Source organism: Cellvibrio sp. 25HG11W-0, assembly GCF_057815475.1.
In genome coordinates, this window is record NZ_CM174230.1 from 2,822,348 (window position 1) to 2,841,646 (window position 19,299).

Sequence of the window (19,299 nt, forward strand, 5' to 3'; positions counted from 1 at the left end):
CGCCAAACAACAGCCCGCTATAAAAAATCTTAGCGTAGCAGTTGTGCTTTGGGGGTTTAGCATATACCTTATATAGTGATGGTGACGTTAAAACCATCTTTCGGGGGGTTAGGTTCACCCTAATTCTCGCCTCAATTTAGGGGGTGGTATTATGAAGACCTCGAACACTGGTCACAACATGGATAATGTCGTTGATCTCTTCACCAAAAAGAGCTACTCCGCTATTCACGATGAGCGCTTTATCCGCCTCTCTCCTGAATTAGATGGTTTGGAAATGCTCTACTCCAATGACAGCAGCTCCGAAAAACTCTTTAGCCTCAAAGTTCTCTGTTGGGGGCTGCGCGCCAACGGCGAAGTTGTAGGCCTAGTTCCTTGGCTCAATGATATTGTGCCCTGCCCCCAACTTTGCGATCCGCTTAATGGTCACTGGGAAGGTTATTACGACCCGGGTATTGACGAAGTTTTCTTTGATGCACCTATGCACAAAATCATTGAGCTGGAAACAGCCGCTGATTACTACGAGGTGCAATGTGAAAGCGGTGACGATGTTATCCAAGAGCTGCCAGACACTATAGGTACTCACGCTGTTTTATCCATAGCAGATACCAAACGCTTAGCATTAGTAGAAGTCGTAAGCTGGTGCCTGCATTTTGATGGCAGCATTTACGCCATGCTAACTGATTTGGAAAAAGTGGTAAGCACACCCGTGCTTCCAGGTGATGAGTGCCTTTACGAAGCTCAGACTAGTGAAAACTTTCGCTATTTCTTTCAACACCAAATTGCGAATAAAATTAAAGCGGAAGATCCAGAAGCCTTGGCCGCCATATCACTTTTAGTTGATGGCATTCAATAGCTTAAATATATATCTTTGACCATAAAAAAACGTCGCAGCAGCGGCGTTTTTTTATGCGTCAATTTTTACGAATATAAAATAAGTAGCCCTTTTCTATCTGTTTTTGCTCGACCAGCTCATGACCAAGAAAATGACAAAACTTAGGAATATCGCGCAGTGTAGATGGATCCGTTGCCTTCACCTCAATCAGCTCTCCTACTTGCGCAGTCCTCACCATTTTATGCAACAGCATGACGGGTTCTGGACAAAGCAATCCAGACGTATCTAAATATTTATTAATTGTGTCATTCATAGTTTTAAATCTTCTATTAAATTTTGAGCAAATAACACTTTGATGACTATGCTTAGGCTAATGGATAAAAAGGCCACAAGGATCATTTCTTTAACCGGGGAACCTAGTTCGATGTCTCGGAATTCAAACAGCGATTATATGCCAACAGACTATTTCAGCCGCCAAGCACTGGAGTTCAGCTTTAGGCTGTTACATGTGCAGCACCCGCTGCTGGCTCACGCCATTAAAAACACCATGGACACTATCAAGATAGCTCCCTTTCAGGAGCTTCACGGCTCCTATACGGGCGAAATGTTGCGCAACACAGAGTTACTGCACTCACTTAAAGCCCATACAGTTGGTAAAATAATTTCCGCACTCACCGACATAGGCCATAAGTCGTTGCAAAGAAAAGATTTACCTCCTGAACAAATGCGAATGCTACGCGACTTAATAGAAGACTGGGTACTCTTGACCGAATGGGTCTTAGAACACACCTCGCCTGATGAGCACGACCGCACGTGTTATCAGTAAAATTACAGAACACTCCGCACAGAGCATTTAGACGTGTTTAAAGTACACGTATATGACCAGTCACCTCTTCACGATCATGATAAAGCTGCTTAAATTGTATTTCTATTTTAATACCCGCCTTCTCTAATTCAGCCATAATCCGCTGCTCACACTTTTTAACTTCAAGATAACGCTGCTTCATAGGTAGCTTTAAATTAAATACAGCCTCACGGCAATACCCTTTAGTAAACCAGCGGATAATCATGCTGGAAACCCGTGCGGGCTTATCAACTATATCGCACACCAACCAATGCAATGGTTTCTTAGGTTCATACAAAAAACCATCCATCAAAATCTGCAATACCTGGCCTGACTCCAAGAGTCGCTTATCCATCGGACCGTTATCAATAGCCTCTACATACATACCGCGCTGCACAAGCTGCCAAGTCCAGCCACCGGGTGCCGCACCCAGATCGGCAGAGCGCATACCCGATGCCAAACGTGTATCCCATTCATCAGCCGGAATAAAATGATGCCAAGCCTCTTCGAGCTTCAGCGTTGCGCGGCTAGGCGCTTCTTTCGGTAAACGTAAGCGCGCAATACCCATAGGCCAAGGTGAACTATTATAAACTTGACTAACACCTAAGAAGGCCTGAGTGCCAGTAATAAATACCAAATGTAATCGCCAGCCACTTTTATCTTGTAATAATTTTTTAGCTCTAAGCGCCTTACTGAAGGGCGCAGTAAATTTCTTACTTAAACCAGAAAGCTCTTTACCATCATTAGTATCAACGGTTTCCAAAACAAGCTCGAATCCAACTGGCAATGCCTCTGCTGCTGCCAGTAATGGCGTTACCCGATCAGCAACAGGCAAATCACTGATTAAACCCGCACCAGCGAACCATTGCCGAGTAAATATTAATTTGCGGAAACGCAACCGCTGAAGAATACTCAGAGCACCGTCAGCTTCCTGAGTAATAAACACCACATAACCAGAACTCTCCTTAGTTTTGGTATAACCATATACACCGAGTTCACCGGCTAATTCGGTTATTTCTGCTGAGCACTCTTTTTCAAATCCCGCACGACAATGTAAAAATAAATGATTCACAAGTTTCTCGTATAATTAAATGTTTTCGTCATCCAGCTGTGCAACTTGCTGCCGGGTTAATAAACTAACGGATTCAGTCGCCACATCAAACACCACCATAATTTCACGCTTCAACAATTGGCGTCGTATTTGTTCAACTTTTGTGGCAAGTGTAACTTCTTCCCAGCCGTAATCTGTGCCCTCGCGGGTTATAAACTCTTCGATTAAACCCTGTAGGGCCTCAGTGGATAATTGTTCAAAGGGAATTATCATTCAGCTCTCAATCGTTCACTATTTGACAAGATGTATGGCTTGTCTGCTATCTGCAAGCAGAGTAACCTTAGGTTCTAAATACAAAATAAGGATTCAATGTGAATACCCAACTGATTCTAACTGTTATTTGTGATGACAAACCCGGTGTTGTTGAACAGCTCGCGCAAACGATAAGCCAACACCAAGGGAACTGGCTCGAAAGCCGCATGGCTCACCTCGCAGGAAAGTTCGCCGGTATATTGCAAGTTGCTGTAGCAGATCAGCATCAAGCGCAATTGCGAAAGGCACTTCAAGACCTAGACAAGCAAGGGTTCAAAATCATCATCGAAAACGCACTGGTCACTACCAAGGCCGATTGTCGTGAATTTAGCTTCACTGTAGTTGGTGGTGACCGCCCTGGTATAGTTCTCGAGATCGCTCAAGCGTTTGCAGGGCGGCATATTAACATGGGTGAGCTGGAAACGGCGTGTTCGAGCATGCCTTGGTCTGGTGAACCGCTGTTTGAGGCAAGCGGGATCATCGAAGTGCCCAAAACTGTCAATCTTAACGACCTCTATGACGAACTCGATAAAATTGCCGATGAGTTGGCGATCGATATTCGCTTAGAGTCCTCGACCGAAAAGGTATAAGTAAGAGGGAAGCTTAGATAAACAACACAAAAAAGCCTAAAACCCCTTTTTTAGCGGCACCTTCTCCTAAAAATTAACACGCCGCTTACAATTACCCCTCCCCCGAGAAAATCCACTTCAAGAAAAGCAGCTATTCATGGCTACTTTTCTTGCTGGATAGTTTTTCATCAAAGCGCTCTAACTCTATATTGATGGCGGTAGTAGAAATATTGACCTCGTAAAAAGAAAATAACAAAGAAACAACGAGGAGTATCAAACTATTAGCGAACAAAAACTGGCCCATAAGCGACCAACCCAATAAAAGCGCAAACATTGAGAGCGTGCAAGACACAAAGGATAAAACCCCAAATGCCTGCATTCTGCGGATAACCAACATACGCTTACGCAAGTTGTCAATTTGGCGAACCACAAGATCTTGAGAGGACGCATTCTCTAACTTACTCAATTGCCGAATCACATTCGCCAAAACCACAAACCGATTGGTATAAGCCAACATTAAGAGTGAAATTGCGGGGAAAAGTAAACTCGGTGTTGTGATGGTCATTTCCATAAGCTACTGAAACCTTTCGCGCCAATAAATAATGCGGTCATGACCGCGATACTGCCCAAAACCAAAATTTGCCTTAGGCAATTTTGAGTCGTTATTGAAGTCCCCATTCTGATCCCAATCAAAACGCAACCAAGGATAAGCAGCCAAATCAACCTCAACAATAAAATTACCCGTAGCACCGCCACTGGGTTGTTGGAAATAATGTTGCGCAGAGCCTGCTGTAAATTTCACACCTGTCGCAGTCAAACCACCATAGACGCCTTGAGTAGAACCTCCCGTCAGATTCACCGTTAGATTTGCAGCTGTTAGTAAATTACCCGCAGGGTAACTAATTGCACTGCGCAGTATTGAACTACAGGAGTCATTAACGTTATTGGCAAAATAACCTCCCGTCCAATATTGGGTAACAAATGTAACCGGCAATGAAGCGGTTTCAGGACCGAAGGCATCATCTAAGCGCAAACGCCCAAAGCGAAAACTCAATGGTGTCCCCAACTGAACAGCTGTGCAACCTGCACCACTGCAAGCTCCTGTCGTAGCAGAATTCATATCCAAGTTTTGAAGGCTACGCGAATCAAATGTATCTATCAGTTTCAATCCAAACTGCAAGCTCGCATAAGGGCCATCGGGCGTAGTGATGCCACCTAATGCTGTGGCGCGAGCAAAGGTTGCCGAGGATGAGTTCAGAGATAGAACACCGTCATTCCACGTTACTGCAGGTACGATTAACCTTGCATTAAACAGCGCATCACCATTGCCAATATTGTTATTTTCCGCCACATAGCTAGGCGTTGCCATAGAAGCGGCATAGTACTGAGCTTGATCGGTATTATCATAGTTACTCAGTATTGTGCCACCCACACCGCGTGCCCTAAGCTCATAGATCAACCCAACCTTAGGTTCACCCATATAACTAAAAGGCGTAGAACCAGCAGTGGTGCACGCTAAGGCACTACTCATATCTGTAGCACTGGCTGCCGCTAAAAAATAATGATCAGGATAAAAACGTCCGACCGTGGCGCTGACAGGATAATTAAGAATATTACCTGCACCTAAATAATCGCTATCCGTCAGATTTGCTCTCAGCGTTATACTGCCAACTTGGTTCCACTGAATACCTGAATTGACGAATGTACCCACGGGGGTCGCAGCAACAAAGCTCCCGCCGTTCGTAAGGGCTGTTAGTGCCCCACCTGCAGGATAAACCAAGGTATTCACAAGCAACCCCATGTTATTAATTTCTGGCGTTTGTTCTTTACCAAAATTAGGGGTCACTGCATTCGCCGCATTTTGCGCCTGCACTGATACTTTGAAATTTTCACCCGCTGCCACAAACCCACCGCCAGTTTCATTGGTCTTACTTGGATTCGCACTATTGCTCAGAGTGCTCACCGCACTTATCAATAATTTATGCGGCTTAACCACAAAGTCATTGCTAATACCCGTCAAAGTATAAGCAGGCTCAGTAACTGTGTCAGGTAATGCAAGCCTTGCGTAAAGCTTAACTTGCCCAACATCAGAATAGTTGACAGGAATATTGGCTGAACCATTGGCATCAAATGCGAGGCTCGCATTGCTATATTGAATGCTACCTACCGCTACTGCATTCGCATTACTTTTTGCTGAAGCAGCGCCCAACAGTAAGCTCTGCCCAGTAATACAGGTGATTGGATTGCGACATTGATAGGCAACCTCAACAGTTTGCGGCGAAGTGAAACGCGCAACACAAGCACCCGTGTTTGTATTTGATTTTACTGCACGCAGATAGACGTTGGAATCAGTCACTCCCGCAACTTGATTAGGTATATCGCCACTCGCTAATGGTGAATTAGAGAAAATAAAACCCGCGCGCTTAAAGGTAGTGGCGCAACTATTTGACACGTTACAGTTTGAGCTTCCCGTACAACACTTGCGTGCATTATTTGCTAGCGTAATTTCATTCGACAAATTTAAATTAACGAGAGTGTTGTCTACGGCAGCAGGGTATTTAAGTACAGTGCTGGCCTCACCCGCCGACATGGTCAAGGTCGAGGCGGTTAAAGCACCACCATCGGTATTTAACGTCACATTTGTATTTACCGAGGCATCAACCGTACAGGGTACGGCACTGTTAGCGCAGGCACGTATATTGATTTTTGCACCTTCGCAGGCAATTGTTTCACTCGCCAGCTGTAGCTCATAATGGTCAGGACCCGCACAGGTTCGTACCGTTTGCATAAGGGTTTCGATGCTTGCTTGAGCCAGCGCACCTGAATAAATATTCACCTCATCTATATTACCGAGAAAGTGCCAAGATGATTGCTGCCCCTCACCCGATGCGGAAGTTTCGCCCCCAATGGCAGCCAAGCCTGAACCATCCGTCCAAGTACCTGCATAACCCCCTGATGTTTTCGCCAACAAAACTCGTGCTTGACTGTAAACATACAAGGTAATTGTTTTGCTTTGTGTATCGACGACAGCTGCAACATAGTGCCATTGATTACTGCTAATAACAGGATTGCTATCGATACAAAAAACACCGCAATTAGGATTTGAGCCCTGCCCTGTTACAGCACCATTATTTGTAATATTGCGCCCAAAAAAACGCAATTTTGGTTGGCCGGTGCCATCCGCCAAACTAAAACCCCAACCATTTTGGGCGTCATCGCGCACCAATATTCGCTGATGCTGTGCGCCAGCGTTGGAGGATTTAATCCACGCGGCAAAGGTAAAACCTTGAGGTAAAGAAGGAAAGCCCGTCAGCTCTACATACGTAAGACTACGAGCAGGTGAGCCGACGCCATCAAAAGACCCGTAATAACACGTATTTTGATTACCACTAGTATATGCAGGGTTGCCCGACGCTGTTGTCGGCAAATTACTTGAACCCGCGGCAATACGTGCACGCCCATGATTGTTATTGCCACTGCTGTCAACAACTTCATTCGCAGCGCCTGACCAACTGCCCTCATCCATGTGCCAAGAGCCAAGCAATACAGGCGCGACTGACCCGCCACTACAGAACGGGCTAAAATCAACAGATGTAAGGTTAGCTCCCTGATAATTTACTGTGACCTCATTGCCTGAACTCGTAAAATTAGCACCCGATACTGCACCATTAATAACGGAACGATAATTTAATGAGACATTGCCACCAGCATACAGATAGGCACTTAACGTAAGCTCATTGTCGCTTGTAATAGAACCAGTAGCATAAATTAATAAATCACTAGAAGAAAAACCAGACGTATAAGCTTTAAAACCAAAACTAATATTGCCATTTACAAAAATGCGTACAGGCCCAGTCCCAGAAAGCAACTTCAATTCAGTTTCTTGACCTATTGTTAAATCTCCATTAATCCAATAATCACCTGGCCTAAACTCCAAAACAGATTTATAAGACGTTGACATGGCGCCGGTTTTATAACCAGTGCCTGGATTATTAAAGCGTAAGCTGGCCTCCTGCCCTACTGAAATAGTGGTGTATTGACCACCATTAATATTTTGACTACCTCTATAACCGAGATTTATAGCGCCATCAGAGCCATTACCGGTTAAAAAAGTCGGTGTAGATTTAGTCGCCGTAATACCCGCTGCAACACAACTTGAACCACTGCATGCTTGCAGTGAGCTGTTATCGGTTAAGGTTTTTGATTTGAGTGTGGCGCTGCCGCCAGTGATTTTTGAGAAATAACTTAAGGCAATATTGCCATTAGTAGCCGTTGCCTGAATGCCGTTGGTAAAAATATCTGTACAGGCAACGCTGTGCGCATATTGTGCATTTAACAATAGGCCAAAAAGAATAAAACAAAGCGCTTTCGAAAAAAACTGTCGCATAGTTTATTCCTGCTCCAAAAAGGCATTTGCCTCTATAGTTCGCATAGCATTAATATCAGCTTGACCACAATTGGCCACGCTAGAAATTGTATAAAAGCTAATAGTAAGCCCGACTGCAGCCGTAGTTGAATAGTTCGTTGCAGTACCAGCCGAACACACACTGCCATTGGCATAGCGACAACGACAACTTACTTGCGCACTACACAGGTTGAGCCCATTGATACCTGAAAAACTAAAGTTTTGATTTAAACTGGCACAGCGCCCATCCACCGCTTGACGACTAGTCGAATCAGGAAAAAACAGAACCTGCATAGCGCGCTGCGCGCCAGTTTCTCCTGCATAAAATGTTTGGACATTAATTAGCTCAGCGATACTTGAACTTTGTGTTTGCGTGGCTGTGCGTGAAATACTTAATGCGAGCACTCCCATTACTACCACGATAAATAGTGCTAGCGGCAAGAGGAAGCCTGCCTCATAGTTTGGTCTAACTCGATTAATTTTATTAAGGTACATTGCGAATCATCACCCTATGATTAAAGCTGATAGATTCATTATTTTCACCAAAGGTCAATGTAATATTAATACGTGTATTACGATTTTCACTGCCCATTTCCAAACTAAAAGGTTGAGCGGCGGTAATACCCTTAGCCAGAATATCGTAGGAGCCAGTCAACGAGGGTGACGCCTGATTGAGCTGCAACCCTTGGTAAAAACGCAATTCACCGCCTATCACACAAAATGCTTGCGGATTATCCACAATATAAAAACGTTTATTGATTGAGTTGCGCAGCCAGCGCTTTGTGCCCGTCAGCTGCAACTGAGTTGCCGCTGAAGAAGTACTATATTTTGCAATTGATCCACCACTGCCGCCATAAAGCTCATTAGCCCCCATTGCACCAATGCTGACATATTCCGCCGCCCCGAACTCAAGAGCATAGGGAGACACATTAATACTCGACGATGCAGTCACTCCATTAAACTGATCCGGCACAGGTGATAGATAATTTCCACCGGCTGAAATAGGCAAGAATTCAATGCATTGATTCGTATTTATCACACGTACTGAATAAGGCAGAGCACCGCGCAGTTGGCGTGTCATGCGTTCCAGTGCTGGGCGGGCAGTATTCGCTAAAAGTGCGCGCTGCTGCGTAGATTGGTAGGACTCCATAGTGCGCACCACCATACCCGTACCTATAGATGAGATCACCGCCAAAATCACGATAACTGTAATGAGCTCTATAAGCGTAAAACCATTAGGAAAGGAAGTAGGTAACAAGATAGCGCGCTGAGCACGAGTAGGTATTAATGCTTTTATCGGTGTAAGCGACATTAAAAATTTGCTCGCTCTGCCGCAAGGGTAATAGATTCACCCAAGGGATTAGTCACTTTTACCTGAATAAGTTTACGATTACTGTTAGTGGTAATGGTGACTTGTCGCGTGTAAGAGGGGTAAGGTGTATCGCTGTAGCCGGAGTAATCATCCACATCATTTAAGTCAGAATCAGGCGTATTGTTACAGCTGATACCACTGCCAATAGCACCGCAAGCGGGTACACCACCAGAGGGAGTTGCACCGTCATATTTTAATGCAATGATGTCATCCAAAAGTGATTGCGCCGCCTCTAAAGTGCGCACTCGAATCAACGGATCTGCATTGCTTTTTGTTGCCTGCTGAAAAACAGCTGTTAGTGCTAAGAGTGCAATACTCACAATCACAATAAAAACGATCAGTTCTATCAAGCTAACGCCAGATTGACTTACTCGATGTAAGCGTCGCTCTGATTTAATTCGCATAGGCATAGCCACTTGCATCAAGCGCCACTTGAGCACTTGTGCCCTGAGTATTCCCCGAGCCTGTCAAACTAATAGTACCTGCTGTGGTACGCCCTAACTTATCGTAAACAAAAGCCGCCTGCGAAGATGACAAACTTATTCCCGAAGGCATTGCCAAGGGGTACTTAATCGGTGATTGCACCGGAGCACCATTTTCCGTCACGCTAATAGCACTGCTGCTCACTACTACTTGAATATTACTGCGCATCATGGCTGCCTGTTGCGCAAAAAATAAGGCCGCGATGACATCATCGCGGCCTGCTTGCACTGCGGCTGTATTAACAGACCCCATGCGGGTCATTAACGCAATCGACATAACGCCTACCAGAATCATTACGGTAACTAATTCAATTAACGTAAAACCCTGATGCGTGTTTTTCATTTTGACTCATAAATCAAAAAAAATACTAAGGAGTAACGCCGTAACCGGTAAAGTTTCCAGTTTTTCCCTTGTATGTAACGATACACGTTGAAGCCCCTTTCTCAACACTAATACCCCCACCTGCAACAACAGCACCATCAGTAATAACATAATCAGTAGAAGGTAATCCGCCATCAAGAGCCCCCTTTACGTCATCACAAGCCGCTACAGAAACCAAAGCGGTTGTAATCGTGAGTCCAGCATCATCAGCAATGTTATTTGCATGATTTAAAGCTGCTGCACTGCCTAAAGCACCCGCCACACCTTTCACGGCCGCATCTTCTGCTGCGTCAGATAAATCTACAAAACGCGGCAAAGCCGTTGCTGCCAGAATACCTAAAATGACGATGACTGCGATTAACTCGATCAATGTAAAGCCAGATTGTTGCTTCATATAAAGTAACTCCACAAAATGAATACTATTTTAAAAACGACGTGTTTGGTAAAAAAATCAATAGACCGCTTGAAGGTCGTCCATGCAGAAGTTGCTGCTTGTAAGCCCCAGTTACAAACGTCTGAAACAACAGCAGTTAACTTGAATATAGCGTAGAGTTACGAAATTACCAGTTGATAAGCAAATTGTTTCTTATTTCATTACACCAAAAATATGCCGTAACATCCTTCCATCCTCAGGGAAGTAATCAAAATAGTAATCCCCACCCTGCTCATCATAAAGCCTATAGCGGCATGCATTACCTTGTACCGACACATGATAATCATTGCTCCCCAAGACCGTTTTACCCTCAATAGATATAGGTGCAGGATCTTGCAATAAACTCATCCACAACTGATAGCAATTTTCAATAATAGGGGGGCGATCTAGCGCTGAAGGTGCTACAAGCCCTAAAGGCCAGCCTTGCGAAGAAAAAATAAGCGCCCCAGACAGATTTTTGCTTGCCCCTTCAGTATAGGCAGAAAAATAAGATTCAGCCCTACCATCTGTATTACGCGCCATAAGCCACTGAGTCCGCAAATTTGCTGCACCCGTCATAAAATGATGTGCCGTTAACTCAAAAGATAGATTACGTGCATCTCGTGCCAACAGCGTATAACGGGCTAAACCTACGGCTGCAATAATACTTATAGCTGACGCCACAACAAATATTTCAAATCGCCCGCGGCCATAGGGTTTAATCACGAGCACCTCACTTTTGAATGGAGTACATATCCCACATAGGCAGAAAAATACCCAAGGCCAATATGGTCACAAAAGCAGCCATGATTACAATCATAATGGGCTCTATACGATCACTTAGCTGCTTAACGTCATACTCCACTTCACTTTCATAAAAAATGGCTACTTCTGCTAAAAGCGCATCCACCTGGCCGCTCTCCTCTCCCACGGAAATCATTTGTAACACCAAGGGCGTAAACATACCGCTCAATAAATGCGTTTGAAATAGCCCTTCACCCCGCTCTACTCCTGAACGAATTCCGCGAATTTTATCGCCTAGGTAAGGGTTATCAATAGCTTTTGCGCTCAACTCAAGTGCGTTGGAAAGCGGCAAGCCCGCGCTTAACATCAATCCAAATGAACGCGCATAGCGTGCTAAGGAGGCGCGCTCGATAATATCCCCCACCACAATAATCTTGAGTTTTTTTTGCCCCCACACACGGCTGCCCTCTGGCGTGCGCACATAATGAATTACCCACACAGTGGTAACAACTATAGCCAGCAACATATACAACCAATAATTCACAAAAAAATCTGACACACTCATCAGAATTCTAGTAGGCAAAGGTAGCTGTGCACCGAACTTAGAAAACATACCCGCGAAAGCAGGAATAACTTTAATATTAATAATAACCATCGCAATACTGATAGCAATCAAAACAAACGATGGATAGCGCAAAGCTGTTTTGATGCTCTTAACTGTCGACAGATCACGCTCCATGTACTCACTCAATTGTTTAAACACCAAATCTAAACGACCCGAGTTTTCCCCCACACTTACCATGCTCACAAACAAATTATGGAATATATTGGGGTGATAGCGCATTGCCGTCGACAACTCTACACCCGCCTCTAAACGCTCAACAATATCATTAAGTGACTGCTGAAAAGTATAATTACGCAAAGAGGCAGCCAACCCCTTCAAACCTTTTATTAAGGGGATACCCGCGCGGGTAATGGTATGCATTTGACGACAAAACATGATCAGCTCAACCGTTTCAACCTTCCCGCTATTCGTTGCACGCGTCCAGCGCTCCGAAAGGCTTAAACTCTCCACGAACTCTTGTAGCTCAACAGGTGTTATACCGCGGCCCAACAACTGATTCACTGCTGCATCCTTGGACGAAGCATCCAGTTGCCCCGTTAACAGTCGCCCATCATTATTGCGCCCTTTATATTCATATATCGCCATAGCGATTAATCCTGCAAGAATTGTTTGAGTGCATAAAATACACCTTCATTTAAATTTCATTTACTTGCGCAGAGATTGCCATGACCTCATCGAGGCTTGTTACACCTTCTAAGGCATAACTCAAAGCCGACTCACTGAGCGTTACAAAGTTTTCATTCGCATAGGCAGCACGAGTAAATGCATTGATATCATTAATACGCAGGGCTTCTGCCATAGGTGCATTAAGCTCAAGCATTTCGAACACGCCAATACGACCGCGATAACCCGTATTATGGCAATGCGGACAACCTGCACCCTGTTTAAATACTTGTTGAGAAAAATCTCGGCCCTTGCCAATCGTCGCCAACAATTGCTGTTCGTTGGCATCGGGCTTATGCGGCTGAATACAGCTAGAGCAAATACGGCGAATTAAGCGCTGAGCAACAATGGCTTTCAATGCTGTAGCCACTAAGTACCCATCCACACCTATATCGATTAACCGTAATGCAGAGGTCACGGCGTCATTAGTGTGCAGCGTCGATAACACCATATGACCAGTCATAGAGGCGCGCAATGCAATTTCCGCAGACTCGGCATCACGAATCTCCCCCACCAACAAAATGTCCGGATCTTGCCGCAATGTTGCGCGCAATACACTGGCAAAGGTTAAACCAATTTTTTCATGCAACTGCACTTGGTTAACCCGCGGCAGCCGATACTCAACTGGATCTTCCACGGTAATAATTTTTTTCTCAGGGCTATTAAGTTCAGATAAAGCACCGTAGAGCGTTGTTGTTTTACCGCTACCTGTTGGCCCCGTAACCAACACCAAACCATGAGGGCGAGTAATAACACGACGAAAACGTTCAATTAGATGGGGAGGCATGCCTACCTTATCCAAGGTTCGCACGCCATCTGTTTGATCGAGAAGCCGCATTACAACAGACTCACCAAACTGCACTGGCATAGTAGAAATACGTACATCAATATTGTGATGCTTCACTTTTAAATTAAAACGTCCATCTTGCGGTAAACGCTTCTCTGAAATATCCAAACCTGACATAAGCTTTAAGCGCACCACTAAGGCTGTCGCAATACGCTTTTCATTCATGACCTGCTCAAGTAATACACCATCGATACGATTGCGAATACGCAAGACTTTTTCATCAGGTTCAATATGAATATCTGAAGATTTACTATTAATAGCCTCCTCAAATATCTTTTGTAGCAATTTGACCACTGGCGCATCACTATCGGCTGCGTCTACTGCAAACTCAGCCAGATCAACGGCCGACTCCTGCAACTCTTCATCAAGCTCAGTTGCTAAGCTGGCAATTTCACTGGCTCGGGTGTAAGCAATATCCAACACATCTAACAATTCGGATTCACGCACAACCGCAGGTTTTAAATCTTTTTGTAAAATACGCTGCAACTCATCCAAACAGAAAATATCTGTGGGATCAGCCATACCTAGCAACAACCCATCAGCATCTTCGCGCAGCAATATAACTCTATAGCGACGCGCACTGGTTTCAGGCAGCTTTTGAACTAAATCTTTATCGAAACGGAATTGCTTTAATTCTACGAATGGAATCTCTAATTGCGCCGACAACAAATTTAGCAGCGCATTTTCTTCAACATAACCCAGCTCTACAAGTGTTGCCCCGAGTTTACGCCCACTAATTTTTTGCTCGCGTAAGGCATCCTGCAGCTGGGTATCGCTGATAATATTTTTTTCGACCAGTAAGTCGCCAATACGAATACGCTTATGAGGTGTTGTAGATGTCATTTTCACCACTCGATACTAAAAAAGTTTAAAAGCTTACTCACTACTTAATGCGTGGATACGTTGCACAATATAATCGCGAACCGCAGCCTCTAATTCTCGATAACTATCAAGCCGCTTATAGGCCTGAAGCGCACTAGACTTCTGGTTCAAGGCATCCAGTGCCAACGCAAATCCCAACCAATAGGCTGGTTTATCACCAAAGCTCGCCAGTAATCGTCGATAACTATTGCTAGCCTGAACATATTGACCACTGTGTTGATAAAGGCCAGCCAATAATGCTCGATAATTTTCATGGGACTCCGCCGCCGCCAATTGTGCCTCTAACAACTCAATAGCCTTGAGTTCATCTCCTTGTAGAAGTGCTTGCTTGGCAGAAAAGTATTGGCGATCTAGCTCGGATAAATAAGTGACATCTTCAAGTAAAGCAGAGAAATCGTGAATACGCGTTTGTTGGCTATAAAGCTCCAATAAATAAGCTGCTGACAATGTGGGGGTTTCGATGTGGGTTAGAGTTTTTTTCAGGAGCACCTCAGCGGCAAGAGCGTCACCTTGGGCTATCAGTTTTTTTGCCTGCATCACTGCCTGTTGATCCTGCCAATGCGTATTCGTCACTACCGATAATTGAGCTTCTTCTGCATTCAGTGCCTGCTCACCAAATGGATCTATAATGGCTGTTGAATTTTTTGGCACTTGGGATTCAGATGCGACAACCATATCCTCACCCGCTACTGTACCAACCGCAGTCACTAACGCAGTGGTAGTAGTCGGTATTTCTTCGCCTTCGCCTGCCCCTACTCCTATCTCCAACGATGAAGAGTCAGTTGAATTATTAACTAACTGGTCAAGCCTACTTTCATACCACTCAATAGCGGTATAACTTGGCGCCACCCATGCTGCACGCTTAACAAGTCCTGTTGCTCGCTTTAATTCGGCGTCAGTCCACATCGAATCTGTCGTTTCAGCCAATCCCGTCATAGCCAAATAGCGTTCCGCAATACGCTGCATACCCAATTTGGCGGCGGAATTTTCTGGGTCTAGTTTTAGTGCTTCTTGGTAGTATGCATAAGCACTAGTTTCAATAGGTGTTGTTAACCTATCGCTGACCAGAGCTTGTTCCGCCAATAAGATCAACTCATCCAGTTGCTTTGTCTGGATTATTCTTTGATTATTTAATTGTTCTAATAAGATCGGCTCGGAGGTGCTGCCAGTGTCTAGCGATGCCGCCTGCTGCTCAGCAGCTAAAAGCACATTATTATCTGTGGAGATTTCAACTATAGGAGTGATACCAATAGTTGATTCCTTCGTTTTTGTATTTTCAACCACATCAATCACCACAACTGCAGCAGGTTCTTTTTGCACAACATAGTGTTTAACTAACAGCGATATAATTAACACGCTACAAAACACTACAATGCTAGGTAACCAAGGTATTCGCTTGATAGTCGCAAGACTTGATTGCTCGAAAAGTTCGCGGTCAGAGTTTTGCGCCAAATTTGCTTGCGATAGTTTATTCTCCTGCAACTCTGGAGCAGAAAGACTTTTTTCCTGCTGCGACAGGTCGCGCAACATATCGTTAAGAAGGCTCAAAAAACACCGCCTATTAACCTAGGTATAAAAACCACAATTGCTGCAACGCAGGCTGCCGCTAAAGGCCACAACCACATATCTTGACGTGCCAAAATACGCCCCAATGCACGACTTTCACCGGTATCCTTAATGGCTCGAATCATGTGCCGCCGCTTAACCTGAAAACTCGCCTGCCCATAGGCTGCCAACATTGACTTGTGTGCAATCACATTAATAAGGCGCGGCACGCCGCCCGAAGCCTTGTAGAGCAAGCTCAAGCTGTGTCGATTAAATAAGGACTCACCGCTATAGCCCGCAGAATTTAAGCGATACGCAATATAATCTGGCAAACTTTTAGCGGGAATAGTTTGTAGATACTCAGCAAATACGATGCGCTGCTTCAGCTGACGAAGATCGGCGCGATTTAGCATTTCATCCAATTCTGGCTGCCCGAACAGTACCACTTGAAGCAATTTATTTTTCTCTGTTTCTAAATTGGTAAGTAACCGCAATGACTCGATGGTTTCACGAGGCATAGACTGCGCTTCGTCGACCACCAATACAACTTGACGTTTTTGCTGAGCCAATTCAACAAGACGCAAATTTATATCTTTCAATAATTGATAGGACGGCGCACTAGGGCTATAAGGAACACCAATTTCCTCGGCCAAAAACCGCTTCAACTCATCGGGTGTTAAGTAAGGGTTGGGGATATATGCCGTGATAAAACCAGCGCCAAGGCTGGCTAATAATTTCCGGCTCAATAAAGTTTTACCGGTACCTACTTCACCGACAACCTTTATAAATCCTTCGCTGTGACGCAAAGCCAAAAGTATTGTACTTAACACTTCGCGATGGCTCTGGCTATTAAAATAAAATTGTGTGTCAGGTGTGAGTGAAAACGGGTATGCCGTTAAGCCAAAATGCTGACGATACATAAAAACCTCACGGCTACAGATACAATACACTCATAACTGCAACCTATTGATATTCGCTTGCGGGGGCAATGCGTAACCTTTTAAAGACCACAATCCAGAGCCATAAGGAATATGAAAAATCATTAAACTTCAGTCAAACCTTAATAAATATTATTCAACTGAACCAGGTTATTTATTACGATAGACATCACCCATACGCTGCATGTTTTGTTGCATTTCATCAACCTGTGTTGCCCAAGTTGTATCATCCACAACAATAGGGCGCAACAGAATCACCAATTCTGTCTTTACCTTTCTTTTATTTTTGGTTTTGAAGAAGGTGTTGAGCAATGGTATATCACCCAAAAGCGGACGCTTGCCATCAATCTGATTAATCGACTCCGTCATGAGCCCGCCTAAGACAATAACCTGACCATTAGATGCCTTAACAATACTGTCTGATTCACGAATCCCACGCAATGCCAAAGGCAAAGAGAAACTCTTATCTCCGACTGTAAACACTTTTAGCTGGTCAGTCACTTCGCTCACCATAGGGTGGATATGCAAAATAACTTCGCCTTTCTCTGAAATCTGCGGGGTCACATCTAATGAAATACCACTAAAAAAAGGAGACAAATCAATACTCGGTGTATCTGTTGTCGATGCGGCATTCGTCGTTTGATTATTGGATATTCCTGTCACGAAATATTCATCCGAGCCAACACGAATCACCGCTTTTTGATTATTCACTGTGGATATCCGTGGACTTGACAGCACTTGTACAGCGCCCTGAGTTTCTAGCAAACTCAGCAGCTTGCCTATATCCGTTACCTGCAACAGCGACGTAAATATATTATCGCTCCCAATCGTTCTCGACTCGCTAATGCTGCGTGAAGAACCCAGTGAATTTCCATTGGCATCGTATTGTATAGAGAGTGAATCTGATTGCTCTATCGGCCCCCTGCCCGTTACATGGCTATACCCTAATTGCCCGCTTATCGCGCCCCAATTTACGCCTGCCTCAAAACCCTCACTTAATCGAACCTCAAGAATTTTTGCTTCAAGAATAACCTGACGCTTAACACTTAACTCCGAACGCTCAAGAAACTCCCGTACCGCACTTAATTCATTAGGCATTGCCTTGACCACCACCATACCCGCTTGAGGTGTCACCATAACTGAACGATTCTCGCCTTCTCCACCGATAATAGACACTAAAGTTGTATTTAACGATGCCCAAAAATCGGTGCGATTCATAGTCTGCACGCGCGACCCAGGCGTAAGGGCTGTAGTCGTGGACTTTCCTTTAGCATTAGATTCAATCATGCCCAGCAAGTTAGCCGTATCACCGCTACTTCCTGAATTATTACCGCCACCACCACCGCCACTATTGGAATTACTATTACCACTAGACTGCGCTCGCCCGATCATCACACTGGTATCCGAAACACCAACTCGCTGCACATCCAGATAATTAATTTGAAACACTTCAGTGCGCAATGCATTCGCATAAATAGTGTATATATTATTGCGCGCTTGATACTCATAACCATAAATATCACGTGTCACACGCAACACATCTTCTATAGTCACATTATTCAATTCAAGCGTAATAGACCCGCTTACATCCGGGTGTACGACTATATTCGTGCCGCTGCCATTTACTAGGCCCAAGAAAAAATCTTTTGCGGGAACGTTGCGCACTGCCACATCAAAACGTTCGCTAACCTTTTTGGTAACACCGTTCGCTGTACCAGCAGACACCATACTTTGGCTATTTAACAAACTATTAGTGACGGCATCTGGTACGGATTTAGGTGCTGCTGCGTGCTGCTGCGCAACATCATTAAGCGCAGTTTCAGTGATAAGTGTTTTTGATTCTTGACTGGAGCAGGACGCCAGTAAAAGCATACCAATACACACAGCCCAAGGCTTTACTGTCAGTATCGGAGCAAACCTTGTTTTATTAATATCATTTGGGTGGATATACATCTCACAACCTCAAGTAATCACGCAATCTATTTATACTCAAAACTCCGGCACTTAATTTTGATGCGGTGTTCTGATTTGTTGTGAACTCAGGCGCAAATCCCAAGTTTTTTCCCCTTGTTCCACTATCACTGCTTGAGCCAATATGCGTTTAACTCTTACCCCATCTGAGCCCACAATTAATTGTCCTTCGCGCAAGCGCTGGCCATTAATTATCGCTGTGCGACGGCGCTCACTTATTAAAATTGACATGAGATGGTAACTCGGAGAGGCAGCCTGTTTGGCTGTAATAGACCCTAAAGGTATAGTGGGGTCACGCACCAGCTTATTTTCTGTGGCGACATTTTGTGCGGCAGCCGACAGCTGTGCCGAACAGAAAGACGCACAAAAAAGCAACTGAATCGCTAGCCCGCAACGAATCACCGCTTTACTCGACATTTTGGA

General features: G+C 44.6%; 20 protein-coding genes. 3 read left to right on the forward strand and 17 right to left on the reverse strand.

The genetic code is table 11. From position 1 onward, the window contains the following. The first annotated feature begins 151 nt into the window (after positions 1–151). Positions 152–853 (forward strand): hypothetical protein, encoded by a 702-nt coding sequence (locus AC0KUT_RS11925; protein ID WP_488830153.1) that lies wholly within the window; start codon positions 152–154, stop codon positions 851–853. Positions 854–911: 58 nt separating this feature from the next. On the opposite strand, the gene tusA is transcribed toward AC0KUT_RS11925, so the two are convergent. Further along, complete coding sequence (gene tusA, locus AC0KUT_RS11930; RefSeq protein WP_488830155.1) at positions 912–1,145, reverse strand: sulfurtransferase TusA; 234 nt, start codon at positions 1,143–1,145, stop codon at positions 912–914. A gap of 138 nt (positions 1,146–1,283) precedes the next feature. Here tusA and AC0KUT_RS11935 point away from each other — a divergent pair, with 138 nt between their 5' ends. Beyond that, entirely contained in the window at positions 1,284–1,658 is a 375-nt protein-coding gene (locus AC0KUT_RS11935; protein ID WP_488830157.1) for a hypothetical protein, read from the forward strand. A 37-nt stretch (positions 1,659–1,695) separates the two neighbouring features. Here the strand turns inward: AC0KUT_RS11935 and rlmM are convergent, their stop codons facing one another. After that, positions 1,696–2,748 (reverse strand): 23S rRNA (cytidine(2498)-2'-O)-methyltransferase RlmM, encoded by a 1,053-nt coding sequence (gene rlmM / locus AC0KUT_RS11940; RefSeq protein ID WP_488830159.1) that lies wholly within the window; start codon positions 2,746–2,748, stop codon positions 1,696–1,698. A 15-nt stretch (positions 2,749–2,763) separates the two neighbouring features. Next, on the reverse strand, positions 2,764–3,000 hold the full coding sequence (locus AC0KUT_RS11945) for a YheU family protein (RefSeq protein ID WP_488830161.1): 237 nt from the start codon (positions 2,998–3,000) through the stop codon (positions 2,764–2,766). 98 nt (positions 3,001–3,098) lie between these two features. Here AC0KUT_RS11945 and AC0KUT_RS11950 point away from each other — a divergent pair, with 98 nt between their 5' ends. Next, on the forward strand, positions 3,099–3,629 hold the full coding sequence (locus tag AC0KUT_RS11950) for a glycine cleavage system transcriptional repressor (protein WP_488830163.1): 531 nt from the start codon (positions 3,099–3,101) through the stop codon (positions 3,627–3,629). A gap of 130 nt (positions 3,630–3,759) precedes the next feature. Here AC0KUT_RS11950 and AC0KUT_RS11955 read toward each other — a convergent pair whose 3' ends face one another. The 14 genes from AC0KUT_RS11955 to AC0KUT_RS12020 form a co-directional block, all read right to left on the reverse strand. Further along, on the reverse strand, positions 3,760–4,179 hold the full coding sequence (locus tag AC0KUT_RS11955) for a DUF2721 domain-containing protein (RefSeq protein ID WP_488830164.1): 420 nt from the start codon (positions 4,177–4,179) through the stop codon (positions 3,760–3,762). A 3-nt stretch (positions 4,180–4,182) separates the two neighbouring features. Then, entirely contained in the window at positions 4,183–7,995 is a 3,813-nt protein-coding gene (locus AC0KUT_RS11960) for a DUF6701 domain-containing protein (protein WP_488830166.1), read from the reverse strand. Between the two features lie 3 nt (positions 7,996–7,998). Continuing rightward, on the reverse strand, positions 7,999–8,508 hold the full coding sequence (locus AC0KUT_RS11965) for a pilus assembly PilX N-terminal domain-containing protein (RefSeq protein ID WP_488830167.1): 510 nt from the start codon (positions 8,506–8,508) through the stop codon (positions 7,999–8,001). Then, complete coding sequence (locus AC0KUT_RS11970; protein ID WP_488830168.1) at positions 8,498–9,325, reverse strand: PulJ/GspJ family protein; 828 nt, start codon at positions 9,323–9,325, stop codon at positions 8,498–8,500. Before AC0KUT_RS11970 ends, AC0KUT_RS11965 begins: the two co-directional genes overlap by 11 nt. Beyond that, positions 9,325–9,789: a type IV pilus modification PilV family protein gene (locus tag AC0KUT_RS11975; protein WP_488830170.1), complete on the reverse strand. Its 465-nt coding sequence runs from the start codon at positions 9,787–9,789 to the stop codon at positions 9,325–9,327. Before AC0KUT_RS11975 ends, AC0KUT_RS11970 begins: the two co-directional genes overlap by 1 nt. Continuing rightward, positions 9,779–10,210: a type II secretion system protein gene (locus AC0KUT_RS11980; RefSeq protein ID WP_488830172.1), complete on the reverse strand. Its 432-nt coding sequence runs from the start codon at positions 10,208–10,210 to the stop codon at positions 9,779–9,781. Before AC0KUT_RS11980 ends, AC0KUT_RS11975 begins: the two co-directional genes overlap by 11 nt. A 25-nt stretch (positions 10,211–10,235) precedes the next feature. Then, a complete protein-coding gene (locus AC0KUT_RS11985) occupies positions 10,236–10,643 on the reverse strand; it encodes a type II secretion system protein (protein ID WP_488830174.1) in 408 nt (135 codons plus the stop codon). Positions 10,644–10,835: 192 nt separating this feature from the next. Beyond that, entirely contained in the window at positions 10,836–11,387 is a 552-nt protein-coding gene (locus AC0KUT_RS11990; RefSeq protein ID WP_488830176.1) for a hypothetical protein, read from the reverse strand. Positions 11,388–11,394: 7 nt separating this feature from the next. Then, positions 11,395–12,615, reverse strand: a complete 1,221-nt coding sequence (locus AC0KUT_RS11995; protein ID WP_488830177.1) for a type II secretion system F family protein — start codon at positions 12,613–12,615, stop codon at positions 11,395–11,397. A gap of 49 nt (positions 12,616–12,664) precedes the next feature. Further along, entirely contained in the window at positions 12,665–14,383 is a 1,719-nt protein-coding gene (locus AC0KUT_RS12000) for a GspE/PulE family protein (protein ID WP_488830179.1), read from the reverse strand. Positions 14,384–14,416: 33 nt separating this feature from the next. Continuing rightward, positions 14,417–15,742 (reverse strand): hypothetical protein, encoded by a 1,326-nt coding sequence (locus AC0KUT_RS12005; protein ID WP_488830181.1) that lies wholly within the window; start codon positions 15,740–15,742, stop codon positions 14,417–14,419. Positions 15,743–15,966: 224 nt separating this feature from the next. Beyond that, entirely contained in the window at positions 15,967–16,887 is a 921-nt protein-coding gene (locus AC0KUT_RS12010; RefSeq protein ID WP_488830182.1) for an ExeA family protein, read from the reverse strand. A gap of 168 nt (positions 16,888–17,055) precedes the next feature. Continuing rightward, positions 17,056–18,858 carry a pilus (MSHA type) biogenesis protein MshL gene (mshL, locus tag AC0KUT_RS12015; protein WP_488830184.1) on the reverse strand — a complete coding sequence of 601 codons (1,803 nt, stop codon included), beginning with the start codon at positions 18,856–18,858 and terminating at the stop codon, positions 17,056–17,058. Positions 18,859–18,909: 51 nt separating this feature from the next. After that, complete coding sequence (locus AC0KUT_RS12020; protein WP_488830186.1) at positions 18,910–19,293, reverse strand: general secretion pathway protein GspB; 384 nt, start codon at positions 19,291–19,293, stop codon at positions 18,910–18,912. Positions 19,294–19,299: the final 6 nt, after the last annotated feature.

Excerpts from the sequence above, each read along its gene's own strand:
- AC0KUT_RS11925 (WP_488830153.1), top strand. The coding sequence starts at position 152 with ATGAAGACCTCGAACACTGGTCACAACATGGATAATGTCGTTGATCTC.
- tusA (WP_488830155.1), bottom strand. The coding sequence starts at position 1,145 with ATGAATGACACAATTAATAAATATTTAGATACGTCTGGATTGCTTTGT.
- AC0KUT_RS11935 (WP_488830157.1), top strand. The coding sequence starts at position 1,284 with ATGCCAACAGACTATTTCAGCCGCCAAGCACTGGAGTTCAGCTTTAGG.
- AC0KUT_RS11945 (WP_488830161.1), bottom strand. The coding sequence starts at position 3,000 with ATGATAATTCCCTTTGAACAATTATCCACTGAGGCCCTACAGGGTTTA.
- AC0KUT_RS11955 (WP_488830164.1), bottom strand. The coding sequence starts at position 4,179 with ATGGAAATGACCATCACAACACCGAGTTTACTTTTCCCCGCAATTTCA.
- AC0KUT_RS11960 (WP_488830166.1), bottom strand. The coding sequence starts at position 7,995 with ATGCGACAGTTTTTTTCGAAAGCGCTTTGTTTTATTCTTTTTGGCCTA.
- AC0KUT_RS11965 (WP_488830167.1), bottom strand. The coding sequence starts at position 8,508 with ATGTACCTTAATAAAATTAATCGAGTTAGACCAAACTATGAGGCAGGC.
- AC0KUT_RS11970 (WP_488830168.1), bottom strand. The coding sequence starts at position 9,325 with ATGTCGCTTACACCGATAAAAGCATTAATACCTACTCGTGCTCAGCGC.
- AC0KUT_RS11975 (WP_488830170.1), bottom strand. The coding sequence starts at position 9,789 with ATGCGAATTAAATCAGAGCGACGCTTACATCGAGTAAGTCAATCTGGC.
- AC0KUT_RS11980 (WP_488830172.1), bottom strand. The coding sequence starts at position 10,210 with ATGAAAAACACGCATCAGGGTTTTACGTTAATTGAATTAGTTACCGTA.
- AC0KUT_RS11985 (WP_488830174.1), bottom strand. The coding sequence starts at position 10,643 with ATGAAGCAACAATCTGGCTTTACATTGATCGAGTTAATCGCAGTCATC.
- AC0KUT_RS11995 (WP_488830177.1), bottom strand. The coding sequence starts at position 12,615 with ATGGCGATATATGAATATAAAGGGCGCAATAATGATGGGCGACTGTTA.
- AC0KUT_RS12000 (WP_488830179.1), bottom strand. The coding sequence starts at position 14,383 with ATGACATCTACAACACCTCATAAGCGTATTCGTATTGGCGACTTACTG.
- AC0KUT_RS12010 (WP_488830182.1), bottom strand. The coding sequence starts at position 16,887 with ATGTATCGTCAGCATTTTGGCTTAACGGCATACCCGTTTTCACTCACA.
- mshL (WP_488830184.1), bottom strand. The coding sequence starts at position 18,858 with ATGTATATCCACCCAAATGATATTAATAAAACAAGGTTTGCTCCGATA.
- AC0KUT_RS12020 (WP_488830186.1), bottom strand. The coding sequence starts at position 19,293 with ATGTCGAGTAAAGCGGTGATTCGTTGCGGGCTAGCGATTCAGTTGCTT.